We start from the raw sequence: 13,474 nt of genomic DNA on the forward strand, positions 1-13,474 counted from the left end.
CACTATGACTGAACAAACCGTTCATTTGTTTGGCATCCGTCACCATGGCCCTGGCTGCGCGCGCAGCCTGCGAAAGGCGCTGGAGACGCTACAGCCCGACTGCCTGCTGGTGGAAGGGCCGCCCGACGGCGAATCCATCCTGCCTTTCATGCAGCATGAACAGATGCAACCGCCGGTCGCGCTACTGATTTATGCCCCGGACGACTCACATCACGCCGCGTTTTACCCCTTTGCGGCGTTCTCCCCGGAATGGCAGGCGCTGCGCTATGGTTTTGAGCAAAATATCGCCGTGCGCTTTATGGACTTGCCCATCAGTCATCAGTTCGCGCTTGATGACGAAAAAGAGAGCGATGACGATGATGCCGTTGAAGCCAGTCCCGACGGCGATCCGCTGGACTGGCTGGGCCGCGCCGCCGGTTACACCGATGGGGAAAGCTGGTGGAGCCACAGAGTAGAGGAACGCGAAGATGATTTGTCTCTGTTCGAGGCGATTCGCGAGGCGATGATTGCCCTACGCCAGGCAACTCCCGAAGCCCGAAACTCAGCCAGAGATCAACTGCGTGAAGCGTATATGCGCAAGACGCTACGTCAGGCGAAAAAAGAGGGCTTCTCGCGCATCGCGGTAGTCTGCGGTGCGTGGCACGTTCCGGCGCTGGAAAACCTGCCGCCCGCAAAGAATGATAACGAACTGCTGAAAAATTTGCCGAAGTGCAAGGTCGCGGCAGCCTGGACGCCCTGGAGCTACGAGGCGTTAAGCCGCGCCAGCGGTTATGGCGCAGGGGTGGTGTCACCGGAATGGTACGATCATCTGTGGCGTTATCAGGGCGCTTCTCACCGCGATATCGGCTGGCTGTCACGCGCGGCAAGGCTGTTTCGCGAAGCCGATCTCGACTGTTCCAGCGCCCACATTATCGAAGCGGCGCGGCTGGCGCAGACGCTGGCGATTATGCGCCATCACCCGCAGCCGGGGCTTGACGAACTTTGCGAAGCGCTGCAAACCGTAGTGTGTATGGGCGAAAGCGCGCCAATGCAGATGATTCGCCAGAAGTTAATTGTCGGCGACGCGCTGGGAAGCGTACCGGATGATACGCCCGTCGTGCCGCTCCAACGCGACATTACGCAACAGCAAAAAACGCTGCGCCTGAAGGCAGAAGCCAGCGAAAAAGTGCTGGATCTTGATCTGCGCAAACCCGGCGATCTGGCGCGTAGCCATTTACTGCATCGCCTGACCTTACTCGACATTTCCTGGGGCCGTCTGGCTGGACAAGGAAATAACAGCAAAGGGACGTTCCACGAAGTCTGGTCGCTGCGCTGGGAACCGGCACTGGCAATGAACATCATTACCGCCAGCCGTTGGGGTAACAGCATTGAGCAGGCCAGCTCCCGCTATGCCATTGTGAGGGCGCAATACGCCAGCACGCTGCCGGAACTGGCAAAGCTTATCCAACAAGTGCTACTGGCCGATTTACAGGCCGCGATTGCCCCCATCGCCAATACACTGGAATCACTGGCTGCCACTCAGGGCAATATCGAACAGTTGCTGGAAGCCCTGGCACCGCTGGTGGCGATTGTCCGCTACGGCAACGTGCGCCAGACCGACTCTGGTATGGTAATGCAGGTACTGATGAGCCTCGCCCCGCGCGCCGCCATCGCCCTACCCGGTGCCTGTTCGGCGCTCAACGACGACAGCGCCGCCAGTATGAGAGAAAAAGTTATCGACGCTCACGCCGCGCTGCGGTTGCTGGATAACGAAGATCTGTTGGCGGGCTGGTTGCAGGCGTTGATGGTGCTGGCAGAGGGCAGTACCGCACACGCGCTGCTTCGCGGAACGGCGACGCGCCTGTTGTTTGATCTGCAAACGTTAACGACAGAACGGATCACCACGCTGATGAACCTGGCGCTATCGCCAGCCAATCCCCCGGCGGAAAGTGCCGCATGGGCGGAAGGTTTCCTCAACGACAGCGCGATGGTGCTACTGCACAATAGCGAATTATGGCAGTTGATCGATGCCTGGCTAAGCGGCCTGAACGACAATCACTTCACCCGGATCCTGCCGATGCTGCGGCGGACATTCGGCCGTTTTTCCAGCCCGGAACGCCGCCAGTTAGGCGAACGCGCCGCGCAGGGCGAGCGTGTCGCGCAGCAAGAAGAGACCAGCGGTATATGGGATGAACAGCGTGCCGCGTTAATGCTGCCGCTACTGCGCCGCATTCTGGCTTTGCCACCACACGAAAGGGAAAATCATGTCGAGTAACGAGATGGAACGGCTGCGCCGCTGGCGTCTGATCCTTGGAGAAGATGCCGACAATGCCTGTAACGTGGCGCTGGATGCCAGAGAGTCCGCGATTGATGCCGCGCTGGCGGCGCTCTATCAGCCAGACGGTAAACATGGATTACGCGGCGGCACGGGTGGATCGTCACCCAAAGTCGCTCGCTGGCTGGGTGATATTCGCCAGTATTTCCCCTCTTCTGTGGTTCAGGTGATGCAAAAAGACGCCTTTGAACGTCTTAATTTGCACAGTATGTTGCTGGAGCCAGAGATGCTGGCAAACGTCCAGCCTGATGTTCATCTGGTCTCCACGCTGATGTCGCTGAATGGCGTAATTCCGGCCAAAACCAAAGAAACCGCCAGGATTGTGGTGCGTAAAGTTGTCGAGCAATTGATGAAACAGCTTGAAGAGCCAATGCGTAGCGCGGTAAGCGGCGCTCTTAATCGTGCGGTACGTAATCGTCGCCCGCGCCACGCGGAAATTGACTGGCAGCGCACCATTCGCGCCAACCTGCGCCACTGGCAGGAAGAGTACAAAAGTATTGTTCCTGAAACGTTAATCGGCTACGGGCGCAAGTCTCAACGCACGCAAAAGGAGATCATTTTATGTATCGACCAGAGTGGGTCGATGGCCTCCTCGGTGGTCTATTCCAGTATTTTTGGCGCAGTAATGGCATCGCTCCCGGCGGTAAAAACGCATCTGGTGGTTTTCGACACCGCAGTGGTTGATATGACAGAGAAGCTCGACGATCCGGTAGAGCTGCTGTTTGGCGTGCAGCTGGGCGGCGGCACCGACATCAACCGCGCGGTAGGTTACTGCCAGTCTTTGATTCGCGATCCGCGTAATACCATTCTGGTGCTGATTTCCGACCTCTACGAAGGTGGTGTGGAACGCAATCTGTTGCAACGCGCCAGTGAGTTGATTCAGTCCGGCGTACAGGTGGTTACCCTGCTGGCCTTAAGCGACGAAGGCGCACCGTTTTACGACCGGTCACTGGCAGGAAAACTCGCCGCCATGGGTATTCCCTCCTTTGCCTGTACCCCTGATTTATTCCCCGGCATGATGGCCGCCGCCATTCGTAAGGAAGATGTGAATCTGTGGGCTGCGCAAAATGGCGTAGTGACAGCAAGAGAAACTTCCTGAAAATTCTGGTCGGATGCGCCCGCTCCGGCCTTTTTATTTGCTTCATCTTCAGCACAACGTTACAGCACAATTGCTGGAAAGCGCCTCGCATAACGTGAAGAAAACCCATGTAACAAGCCCACCTGGATTGTTACCGGCAGATGCCCGGCGTATAGCTGATCCCATTATTCAACGCAGCGCCATATAAAGGGACAGATAATGGAATCGCTCTCAGAAGGAACCACAGCAGGCTACCAGCAAATCCACGACGGTATTATTCACCTGGTCGATAGCGCCCGCACGGAAACGGTACGTAGCGTTAACGCGTTAATGACCGCGACATACTGGGAAATTGGTCGACGGATTGTCGAATTTGAACAAGGCGGCGAGGCCAGAGCGGCTTATGGTGCACAGCTTATCAAACGGCTCTCAAAGGATTTAAGTCTAAGGTATAAGCGTGGGTTCTCTGCAAAAAACTTACGCCAAATGAGGCTTTTTTACCTCTTTTTTCAACATGTTGAAATTCGCCAGACAGTGTCTGGCGAATTAACACCATTGGGAATTCCGCAGACACCGTCTGCAGAATTCCCATCGGCAAAGATTTGGCAGACGCTGTCTGCCAAATCCTTCCCACTGCCCTGGTCCACCTACGTCCGTCTACTTTCCGTTAAAAACGCTGACGCCCGCAGCTTTTATGAAAAAGAGGCGCTCCGCTGTGGTTGGTCTGTCCGCCAGCTAGAGCGGCAAATTGCGACCCAATTTTATGAGCGGACACTACTGTCATATGACAAATCAGCCATGCTGCAACAACACGCCCCTGCCGAGACGCATATTCTTCCGCAACAGGCGATACGCGATCCCTTTGTGCTCGAATTTTTGGAATTGAAAGATGAATACTCAGAATCCGATTTTGAGGAGGCGCTGATCAACCACCTGATGGATTTCATGCTGGAACTTGGGGATGATTTTGCCTTTGTTGGTCGACAGCGAAGGTTACGCATTGATGACAACTGGTTTCGTGTCGATCTGCTGTTTTTCCACCGCCGTTTACGCTGCCTGCTAATCGTCGATCTAAAAGTGGGCAAATTCAGCTATAGCGATGCCGGACAGATGAATATGTATCTCAACTACGCCAAAGAGCACTGGACGCTACCGGATGAAAATCCGCCCATCGGTCTGGTTCTCTGTGCAGAAAAAGGAGTCGGAGAAGCACATTATGCACTGGCTGGTTTGCCTAACACCGTTCTGGCAAGCGAATATAAGATGCAACTACCTGATGAAAAACGACTCGCGGATGAACTCGTTCGAACACAAGCGGTGCTAGAGGAAGGCTATAGACGCCGTTAATTTCAGCGGTTTCGAATTCTGCAGACAGTGTCTGCAGAATCTTTAAAACGAACTAAGTTTTAAGCCATTAAATCAGCCTTAACCTTCACCACAACCTTTTTAATCTCATCAGGTTCGCCGACAACGCATCCTGGTTTATGCGGTTCTCCCGGCATAAACACGGCGAACATTCCCGGTTTTAAGATGATGGCTTGCTCGTTCTCAATGGCGCTGCAAAGCTGGTAATCATCTTCATGGTGGAACTCTTCACACTGACGCGCAGTGCCTGCCATGCCAAACAGGATCCGTTCCTCACCGTTTAATAACAGCTGGATATCAATGTACTGCTCGTGCAATTCCGCTTTTTTCTCGACGGGCGATTGAGTGTTAAACGTCATGACATTCATAAAGATATTATCGCCCTGTAATTCGTAACGACCCGGCGCTTTTTCTTGCGGTCTGGCAGCTAATGCCAGCGTTAACGCGTCCTGTAACGCAGGATGTAATCCGGCAGACGGTAATGACTGTACTTCACCCATCATCATAATTTTTCTCCCTGGGCCAACAGCGCAGCCCCAAGTAAACCTGCATCATGGCGGTAGTGCGCCGCCAGTAAATCAACATGAAATGCCGCTGGCTCCTGCGCCAGATACGTCTCCACCAACGCCAGATACCCTTCTGCCAGACCAACGCTGCCACCGACCACTACGCACTGACAATCAGTTGTGGCTTTAATATCAGCGATCAGCCTTGCCAGCACATGTGCGGAGCGGTGAATCAGTTGCTGCGCCTGCTCATCGCCCTGCCCGGCGTGCGTGAAAATAGTTTTCGCATTCGCACCAGCCAACTCCCCTTGCGCTGCCGCCGCAATGCCGCGACCAGAAGCAATCGCCTCCACGCAACCTGTGCGTCCACAGCCGCAGACTGGACCATGCGGATCGGCAAGCGTATGCCCGATGTGCCCCGCCAGACCTCCAGGGCCGGTAAGCAGTTTGCCGCCGCTCACTACACCGCCGCCGACGCCAGTGGAAACAGTGATAAACACCATCTCGGTTATATCGCCTTCCAGCGCCTGATACTCTGCCCATGCTGCGGCCTGCGCGTCGTTAATGGCAATGGTCGGCAAATCGGTAAGCTGCTCCAGTGTTTTGACTAACGGAAAGTGTAGTAATCCACCAAGATTATGCGGATTTAGCGCCAATAAACTGCCGTCGCGAATAATTCCGGTTGAAGCGATAGCAACCCTCTGCGCGTGAGCTTGCAACGGAGAGACTAATACGGCTAAGGCTTCACGCAAGGCTTCTGGTGTCTGGCTAGCAGGCGTAGGAAGTTCACGGCGATCGCGGATCTGCCCATCAGCGCCAATCAGCGCGGCGGCAAGTTTAGTACCGCCGATATCAATCGCCAGTGTAGTCATAGCACCGCCTTTTTCATCGCTGTGTTGTACCACTGACAAATGTGTTCAAGACGCGTGATAGCAGAACCGACCGTTACCGCCCATGCACCGTGTCGCATCGCATCCGCCGCCTGAGCAGGCGAGTTGTAACGCCCTTCGGCAATCACCCGACATCCGGCGTCGCTTAATGTTTTCACCAGTGCCAGGTCTGGCTCTTCTGGCGTTTCAGGCGTGGTATAGCCAGAAAGCGTAGTACCAATAATTTCGGCTCCCAGCTTTTGGCAAGCCAGGCCGTCTTCCGGCGTTGAACAGTCGGTCATCGCCAGTAAACCGTGATGGTGAATACGCGCCAGCAGTGTTTCAACTGGAACCGGGCGCGGGCGATCGGTGCCATCAATAGCGATGATATCCGCACCCGCCTGCGCCAGTGCATCAACATCTTCAATATAGGCCGTGATGCGTACCGGAGAATCCTCCAGATCGCGCTTCACAATCCCGATAATCGGCACGCTCACCACCGCACGCGTGGCTTGTAGATTTGCCACACCTTCAATGCGAATGGCAACCGCGCCCGCCTGCTCTGCCGCTAATGCCATAGCAGCGACGATTTCCGGTTTATCGAGCGGGCTGTCCGGAACCGGCTGGCAGGAGACAATCAGGCCACCGTTAGCAGCGATTTTTTGATCCAGTTGTGCAAGTAACGACATACATCTTCCCTTAGCAAAAGGCCCGGTCCAGGACCGGGCAACAGGATTAACTTTTGGTTTTGACTAAATCGTTTTTAGCGCTGCCAAACGGTACGGCACCGCTAAATGGTTTGCCGTCGATAGCGTCATGAGTACGCAACGCTTCCGGGCGCAACCAACGCTGAACGCGAGAAGGCATATCCAGCCCAATCAGCAGGATCACCACGAACGTCAGGCTAAACGAAAGCGATGCCAGCGCAGTACCCAGATCCAGACGTTGAGCGATCAACGCGCCGATGATTGGGGCCAGTGCGCCGCCCAATGCGCCAACGTTGTAGGTAAAGCCCAGCCCCGCTGCACGCTGGTCGGTATCGAAATAACCGCCAATCAGTTTCGGTAAGATCCCGGCGATCCCTTGTCCAAGCATTTGCTGGAAGAACAGTAACAAACCGAGCACCCAGACGTTTGCGCCACCAATCGCAAATACCGGAATAATCAGCAGCTGTGAGGCCAGCAGACTGCAAACGTACGCTTTGCGGGTTCCCAGCCAGTCACCGAGGAAGCCACCGACGCAGCACCCCACCGCCGCACCAAAGCCACTAAAGAACAGCACATTGGCGACAGTATGCGGGTTATAAGCAAGTTCAGTTTTAAGATACGTTGGCAGCAGCGCCTGAATCGGCCATGAGTAGAGGAAAGCAAACAACACGACCACCATCAGCATTACGCCCGTTGGCCAGCGTTTGCCCGTACTCTGTACCATAAAGCTGATAAAGATTGCGGCGCATAACAGCCCGAGTACAGCGACGATTGCGGCATTTTGCAGGTTACCGGCGAAGCAGAACCACAGCGCAGTGGCCGCCGCCAGTGTCATCACGATATTGGCGATACGATGTTCACCACGGTAGAGAATATCCACCATTGTGCGTACTGGTGCTTTACCTGCGTGTTTCTCTTTCCAGTCTTCCGCTTCCGGGATGTTTTTACGCAGCCAGAGAGCAAAGATGATTGGTAAGATGCCGATAAAAAACAATGCACGCCAGCCCCAGACCGGAACCACCAGGCTGTAGACCTGAGCGGCAACGACGGCACCCACCGAGAAGCCTGAAATCAGAAAACCACTGGCTTTGTTACGCAGATGTTTTGGCCAGCTTTCAATGACATAGGTGGCGCTGGAACCGTATTCACCCGCCATCCCCATGCCGATGACCAGACGAGCAATAAACATGGTGATGTAGCCTGGCGCAAAGCCGCAGGCCAGCGTCCCGGCCGAGAAGAGAACGATACTGGTAACCATTGCCAGACGACGCCCGTAGCGGTCGCCCATAGCGCCAAGCATCAGGCCGCCGAACCAGCGAGAGATAAAGGCTGCGGAGATCAGACTTGCCGCCTGTACCGTCGTCAGCCCGAATTCACCTTGTACTTCGGTGAGTACCAGGGCGATTAAAACGAAATCAAAACCGTCAAGCAGATATCCCAACCAGGCAGCGGAAAATGCGCGCCATTGTGCGCGGTTGAGATGGCGATACCACGGGATATTCTGGGTTGTAGTACTCATTGTGAGTCTCCCGCGGTGGGCGATGCCCACACGCTTTGGTATAAAAATTGTAGGGTACAGATGCGTTTATTTCCCCTCACCCGGTAGGGGCGAGCGAGGGGAAACAACTCACCCGCGCTCTTGCATCAACTGCTGGGCTAGCGCCTTCAGTTCTGGCAGATATTTTTCATCGACCGGACCAAACGGTTTGCGGCACAGCGGCACAGAAACGACATCCATATAGTGCAGGACCGTTTTCAGGCCGCGGAATACGCCCGTTTTGATCAGTAAATCAATGACTTTATTACATTCGGTTTGCAGCTTCTGCGCGGTCTGGATATCGCCTTCTTTCAGCGCCTTCACGATACCCTGATAACGCCAGCCCATAATGTTGTAAGTACTGCCGATACCACCATCAGCGCCCGCCAACAAACCAGAAGCAAAGATTTCGTCGTAACCGTTATAGAGCACCAGATCCGGATGTTCACGACGGATCTGCTCCATCTGATAGAGATCGCCAGAGGTCTGTTTCAGCGCGCCGACACCAGGCAACGTAACCAGAGTGTTAATCTGATCCAGGGTCAGTTTAACGCCGCTTAACGCCGGAATGTTGTACACCACCATCGGCAACCCATCCGCCGAATCAATAATTGCCCGATAGTGATCGCAGTGTTCTTCAAAGCTGAAAGGGTAGTAGAACGGCGTGACGGCGGAGACGGCATCGAAGCCATAACGTTTGGCTGAAGACGCAAGCTGTTGGCTTTCAGCAGTGCTGACGCAACCTACATGAGCGATGAGTTTAATCTTGCCTTTCGCCTCTTCGGCGACGATTTCCAGTACCTGTTCACGCTCGGAAAGGCTTTGTACAAAGGCTTCGCCGGTAGAACCACCCACGTATAAACCGTCGATGCCCTGCTGAATATTGAACTGAACCAGGCGACGCAGACTCGCTTTATCCAGTGCTTGTTGTTGATCAAAAGGAGTCAGGAGTGCGGCCATTACGCCACGTAAATTCGTTGCCATAAATACCTCTGAAGTGATGCTTGTCTGATAAACGATATACCTTTATACCTGTTATACCAGATCAATTAAGCAACACCCCATACAGAAAGCTTATAATGCGATCTGCTTCACTAAAGTGGCATTATTTCTTTTTGTTGGTGGTCTGACCGAAGGCGTGCCAGGTAGCAGAGACGCTGTTGAGATGCGATTGCAACGCGCGATCGGCTTCATCGGGATCGTGGCGGCGGATCGCATCAACGATCGCAATATGCTGTTGATAGCTAACGTTGTTATGCTCGTGCAGAGCCTGATCAGCCACGGTTGGACGTGCGGCGATCAGCCAGTCGAGCAGGGCAACGTGGATCGCCATAAAGATTGGGTTACCGGGGATCTCCGCCAGCACGCGGTGGAAATCAACGTCTGAACGAATGAATGCCGCGTTGTTATCAAGCGACTGACTGTTGATTTCCAGTGCTTTTGCCAGCAAATCGATTTGCTCATCGGTGGCATGTTCAGCCGCATAGCGCACCAGGCTGGATTCAAAGAACAGACGTAATTGTTCGAAATGGGCAATCCCGCCAGGATGAGAAAGGAAATCTTTCGCCATGCCGGAAAGCTCGCCGATGATGGTGTCCGCAGAAGGACGTGAGACGCGAGCGCGTTCGCCGTTGTTTATTTGCACCAGACCTTTACGTTTTAACGCTGCCAGCGCTTCACGCACCGAAGGACGCCCGACGTTAAAGAACGCCATCAGTTCGCGTTCAGACGGTAATTGTTCACCTTCGCCAAATTCACGACGGCGGATCATCTGTTCCAGCTCTTCTTCCACCATTTCGGAGAGTTTTTTACGCGCCAGCGGGCGGCTGCGCAAGTTGCGACCAATTGCAGGTGAAGAATCTTCGGTTTGCGAATCAAATGCGTTCATAAGGCCCATTCTGTAAGGTCAGTGTGATTAACATCATCAGTGACATCCTATCACAGGATTGAAAGTAGGGGGAAATGGCGGTTTTTTCTCTTTGTGTCTCATTATTATCATAATTAACGTAATAATTAACTATTGCGAAAATTAGTGTAACGCCGATAAAAACATCCTGAATGAATTATTCATAAGACTATTCACAAGCATTATGAATATTACGAATATGTTCTTACAAAATAATCATAAATGCATATTTTATAATGAAAAATCGCCTCATCCAGAATTAAAAAATACGACACCAACACCATAAATAGCCTTGCAAAAAATATAACATCACTGTTTTCAATCTGCCGTTTATGGGATTGACCGTTTTCTTTTGACACGGAGTTCAACAATGTTCGGCATAATTATATCTGTCATCGTATTAATGACGATGGGCTATTTGATCCTGAAAAACTACAAACCTCAAGTGGTGCTGGCTGCCGCAGGTATCTTCCTGATGATGTGCGGTGTCTGGTTAGGGTTCGGTGGAGTACTCGATCCCGCCAAAAGCAGCGGCTACTTGATCGTCGATATTTATAATGAAATCCTGCGCATGCTGTCCAACCGCATTGCCGGGTTAGGGTTGTCGATTATGGCTGTGGGCGGGTATGCCCGCTACATGGAGCGCATAGGAGCCAGTCGGGCGATGGTGAGCTTGTTAAGCCGCCCGTTAAAACTCATTCGCTCGCCGTATCTTATTCTGTCGGCAACTTACGTTATCGGCCAAATCATGGCGCAGTTTATTACCAGCGCCTCCGGTCTGGGTATGTTGCTGATGGTCACCTTATTTCCAACACTAGTGAGTCTGGGAGTAAGTCGACTCTCTGCGGTGGCAGTTATCGCAACCACGATGTCCATTGAGTGGGGGATTCTGGAAACGAACTCTATTTTTGCGGCCCAGGTGGCAGGAATGAAAATTGCCACTTACTTCTTCCACTACCAGCTTCCGGTCGCCTCTTGCGTCATTATCTCGGTAGCGATCTCTCACTTTTTCGTGCAACGCGCTTTTGACAAAAAAGATAAAAATATCAATCACGAGCAGGCGGAGCAAAAAGCTCTCGATAATGTCCCGCCGCTCTATTACGCCATTTTACCGGTGATGCCGTTAATCCTGATGCTCGGCTCGCTGTTCCTCGCCCACGCTGGACTGATGCAGTCAGAACTGCATCTGGTGGTGGTGATGTTACTGAGTTTGACGGTGACGATGTTTGTTGAGTTTTTCCGCAAGCATAATTTGCGCGAAACAATGGACAATGTGCAGGCGTTTTTTGACGGCATGGGTACGCAGTTTGCCAACGTGGTAACGCTGGTGGTCGCGGGTGAAATATTTGCGAAAGGCTTAACGACGATTGGCACTGTCGATGCGGTTATCAGGGGGGCGGAGCATTCTGGTCTGGGCGGTATTGGCGTGATGATTATTATGGCGCTGGTCATTGCCATTTGTGCCATTGTGATGGGCTCAGGCAATGCGCCATTTATGTCATTTGCCAGTCTTATTCCGAATATCGCAGCCGGACTACATGTACCAGCGGTTGTAATGATTATGCCGATGCATTTTGCCACGACGCTAGCGCGCGCTGTTTCGCCGATTACTGCGGTGGTGGTCGTTACGTCAGGAATTGCAGGCGTTTCGCCTTTTGCGGTAGTGAAGCGGACAGCGATCCCCATGTCAGTCGGTTTCGTGGTGAATATGATTGCCACTATCACGCTATTTTATTAAGCGATTAAAAAGACAAAACAGGCCGCCAGGGCCTGTTTTCATTTTACTTCACAACGCGTAATGCCGGTCGACCACCGCGTGGTGGCTGCGGTGGTTCATCGTCAGGATGAGTGTCATCATCGTGATCTGGCTTGTCGCCATCAATAACCGACATAACGGTTTCGTTGTCTGCCGATGCCTCTTCATCATTCATGATGCTGGCATCTTCATCGTAGGCAGCTTCAGGTTCAAACATCGTGCCTGCGCCATTTTCACGGGCGTAGATAGCCAGCACGGCAGCCAGCGGCACAGAAACCTGACGCGGAATGCCACCAAAGCGCGCGTTAAAGCGCACCTCATCATTCGCCAGTTCCAGATTGCCGACAGCACGCGGCGCAATGTTGAGTACGATTTGCCCGTCACGCGCATATTCCATAGGAACCTGCACGCCAGGGAGCGTCACATCCACCACCAGGTGCGGCGTGAGCTGGTTATCCAGCAACCACTCATAGAATGCACGCAGCAGATAGGGACGACGTGGTGTTAGCTGTGACAAATCCATACAGATTAACTCCGGCCCAGACGCATTTCACGTTCTGCTTCAGTTAAAGAAGCAAGGAAAGAGTCACGTTCAAAGACGCGGGTCATATAGCCTTTCAGCTCTTTCGCACCCGGACCGCTGAACTCGATGCCCAGTTGCGGCAGACGCCACAGCAGCGGAGCAAGGTAGCAATCGACCAGGCTGAACTCATCGCTCAGGAAGTACGGCTTCTGACCGAAGACCGGCGCAATCGCCAGCAGTTCTTCGCGCAGTTGCTTACGTGCGGCATCTGCTTCAGAAGCTGAACCGTTGATGATGGTGTTCATCAGCGTGTACCAGTCTTTTTCGATGCGATGCATGTACAGACGGCTTTCACCGCGAGCTACCGGGTAAACAGGCATCAGTGGCGGATGCGGGAAACGCTCATCCAGATATTCCATAATGATGCGAGATTCCCACAGGGTCAGCTCACGATCCACCAGGGTCGGAACGCTCTGATTCGGGTTGAGGTCAATCAGATCCTGAGGCGGATTGTCCTTTTCCACGTGTTCGATCTCGAAACTTACACCTTTCTCAGCCAGCACAATGCGGACCTGATGGCTATAGATGTCAGTAGGACCGGAAAACAGCGTCATTACCGAACGTTTGTTGGCAGCGACAGCCATGAAAACCTCCAGGTATAGTCAGAATTTTTACTGCTACCAGCCACCAGGTGGCCAGTCAGAAGTTGTGTTACCCAGTAAGGAACGACTCTCTTTGTTCGAAAATCAAACAAAAAATGAGCAATACCCGACATTTGGGCAGAAAATTGGATGATAGTTTACCAGATTTTGTGACCTTTGTGGTGAGTCGATGCCGGAAATGGGGAAAAAGAGATGCGCTTTAGTCTGAAATGGTTGACTTAGTCCCTTATCGGCGATGTGGTTTTTGTTTT

At 53.1% G+C, this 13,474-nt stretch carries 12 protein-coding genes; 4 read left to right on the top strand and 8 right to left on the bottom strand.

Annotated features, from left to right (window positions below):
• Positions 1-4 precede the first annotated feature (4 nt).
• The 3 genes from QUE74_RS20655 to QUE74_RS20665 all read left to right on the top strand — a co-directional run bounded on the left by QUE74_RS20655 (position 5) and on the right by QUE74_RS20665 (position 4,739).
• Positions 5-2,254, top strand: a complete 2,250-nt coding sequence (locus QUE74_RS20655) for a DUF5682 family protein (protein WP_000139766.1) — start codon at positions 5-7, stop codon at positions 2,252-2,254.
• Entirely contained in the window at positions 2,244-3,413 is a 1,170-nt protein-coding gene (locus QUE74_RS20660) for a VWA domain-containing protein (RefSeq protein ID WP_000097505.1), read from the top strand. Before QUE74_RS20655 ends, QUE74_RS20660 begins: the two co-directional genes overlap by 11 nt.
• 198 nt (positions 3,414-3,611) lie before the next feature.
• Entirely contained in the window at positions 3,612-4,739 is a 1,128-nt protein-coding gene (locus QUE74_RS20665; RefSeq protein WP_000445121.1) for a PDDEXK nuclease domain-containing protein, read from the top strand.
• Between the two features lie 59 nt (positions 4,740-4,798).
• On the opposite strand, the gene nanQ is transcribed toward QUE74_RS20665, so the two are convergent.
• From nanQ to nanR, 6 genes are all read right to left on the bottom strand, one after another.
• Positions 4,799-5,263, bottom strand: coding sequence for an N-acetylneuraminate anomerase (gene nanQ / locus QUE74_RS20670; RefSeq protein ID WP_000979873.1), 465 nt, complete (start codon positions 5,261-5,263; stop codon positions 4,799-4,801).
• Positions 5,260-6,135 (bottom strand): N-acetylmannosamine kinase, encoded by an 876-nt coding sequence (nanK, locus tag QUE74_RS20675; protein WP_000209045.1) that lies wholly within the window; start codon positions 6,133-6,135, stop codon positions 5,260-5,262. The genes nanQ and nanK overlap by 4 nt, the downstream gene beginning before the upstream one ends.
• Positions 6,132-6,821, bottom strand: coding sequence for an N-acetylmannosamine-6-phosphate 2-epimerase (locus tag QUE74_RS20680; RefSeq protein WP_000054238.1), 690 nt, complete (start codon positions 6,819-6,821; stop codon positions 6,132-6,134). The genes nanK and QUE74_RS20680 overlap by 4 nt, the downstream gene beginning before the upstream one ends.
• A gap of 46 nt (positions 6,822-6,867) precedes the next feature.
• The gene (nanT, locus tag QUE74_RS20685) at positions 6,868-8,358 is read right to left on the bottom strand and encodes a sialic acid transporter NanT (protein ID WP_000108466.1); all 1,491 of its coding nucleotides are present in this window, start codon (positions 8,356-8,358) and stop codon (positions 6,868-6,870) included.
• 108 nt (positions 8,359-8,466) lie between these two features.
• Positions 8,467-9,360 carry an N-acetylneuraminate lyase gene (gene nanA / locus QUE74_RS20690; RefSeq protein WP_000224719.1) on the bottom strand — a complete coding sequence of 298 codons (894 nt, stop codon included), beginning with the start codon at positions 9,358-9,360 and terminating at the stop codon, positions 8,467-8,469.
• A 121-nt stretch (positions 9,361-9,481) separates the two neighbouring features.
• Positions 9,482-10,273, bottom strand: a complete 792-nt coding sequence (nanR, locus tag QUE74_RS20695) for a transcriptional regulator NanR (RefSeq protein WP_000523844.1) — start codon at positions 10,271-10,273, stop codon at positions 9,482-9,484.
• A gap of 379 nt (positions 10,274-10,652) precedes the next feature.
• Between nanR and dcuC the strand changes: the two genes are divergently transcribed.
• The gene (gene dcuC, locus QUE74_RS20700; protein WP_000467031.1) at positions 10,653-12,020 is read left to right on the top strand and encodes an anaerobic C4-dicarboxylate transporter DcuC; all 1,368 of its coding nucleotides are present in this window, start codon (positions 10,653-10,655) and stop codon (positions 12,018-12,020) included.
• 43 nt (positions 12,021-12,063) lie between these two features.
• Here the strand turns inward: dcuC and sspB are convergent, their stop codons facing one another.
• Both sspB and sspA read right to left on the bottom strand, forming a co-directional pair.
• Positions 12,064-12,561 carry a ClpXP protease specificity-enhancing factor gene (sspB, locus tag QUE74_RS20705; RefSeq protein ID WP_000366126.1) on the bottom strand — a complete coding sequence of 166 codons (498 nt, stop codon included), beginning with the start codon at positions 12,559-12,561 and terminating at the stop codon, positions 12,064-12,066.
• 5 nt (positions 12,562-12,566) lie between these two features.
• On the bottom strand, positions 12,567-13,205 hold the full coding sequence (sspA, locus tag QUE74_RS20710) for a stringent starvation protein SspA (protein WP_000257293.1): 639 nt from the start codon (positions 13,203-13,205) through the stop codon (positions 12,567-12,569).
• Between the last annotated feature and the right edge of the window lie 269 nt (positions 13,206-13,474).

Source organism: Escherichia sp. 10290 (genome assembly GCF_030295155.1).
GTDB lineage: Bacteria > Pseudomonadota > Gammaproteobacteria > Enterobacterales > Enterobacteriaceae > Escherichia > Escherichia coli_F.

Coding starts and splice junctions, on each gene's coding strand:
- QUE74_RS20660 (WP_000097505.1), top strand. CDS start 2,244: ATGTCGAGTAACGAGATGGAACGGCTGCGCCGCTGGCGTCTGATCCTT.
- nanQ (WP_000979873.1), bottom strand. CDS start 5,263: ATGATGATGGGTGAAGTACAGTCATTACCGTCTGCCGGATTACATCCT.
- sspB (WP_000366126.1), bottom strand. CDS start 12,561: ATGGATTTGTCACAGCTAACACCACGTCGTCCCTATCTGCTGCGTGCA.
- QUE74_RS20655 (WP_000139766.1), top strand. CDS start 5: ATGACTGAACAAACCGTTCATTTGTTTGGCATCCGTCACCATGGCCCT.
- QUE74_RS20680 (WP_000054238.1), bottom strand. CDS start 6,821: ATGTCGTTACTTGCACAACTGGATCAAAAAATCGCTGCTAACGGTGGC.
- nanT (WP_000108466.1), bottom strand. CDS start 8,358: ATGAGTACTACAACCCAGAATATCCCGTGGTATCGCCATCTCAACCGC.
- nanK (WP_000209045.1), bottom strand. CDS start 6,135: ATGACTACACTGGCGATTGATATCGGCGGTACTAAACTTGCCGCCGCG.
- nanA (WP_000224719.1), bottom strand. CDS start 9,360: ATGGCAACGAATTTACGTGGCGTAATGGCCGCACTCCTGACTCCTTTT.
- dcuC (WP_000467031.1), top strand. CDS start 10,653: ATGTTCGGCATAATTATATCTGTCATCGTATTAATGACGATGGGCTAT.
- nanR (WP_000523844.1), bottom strand. CDS start 10,273: ATGGGCCTTATGAACGCATTTGATTCGCAAACCGAAGATTCTTCACCT.
- sspA (WP_000257293.1), bottom strand. CDS start 13,205: ATGGCTGTCGCTGCCAACAAACGTTCGGTAATGACGCTGTTTTCCGGT.
- QUE74_RS20665 (WP_000445121.1), top strand. CDS start 3,612: ATGGAATCGCTCTCAGAAGGAACCACAGCAGGCTACCAGCAAATCCAC.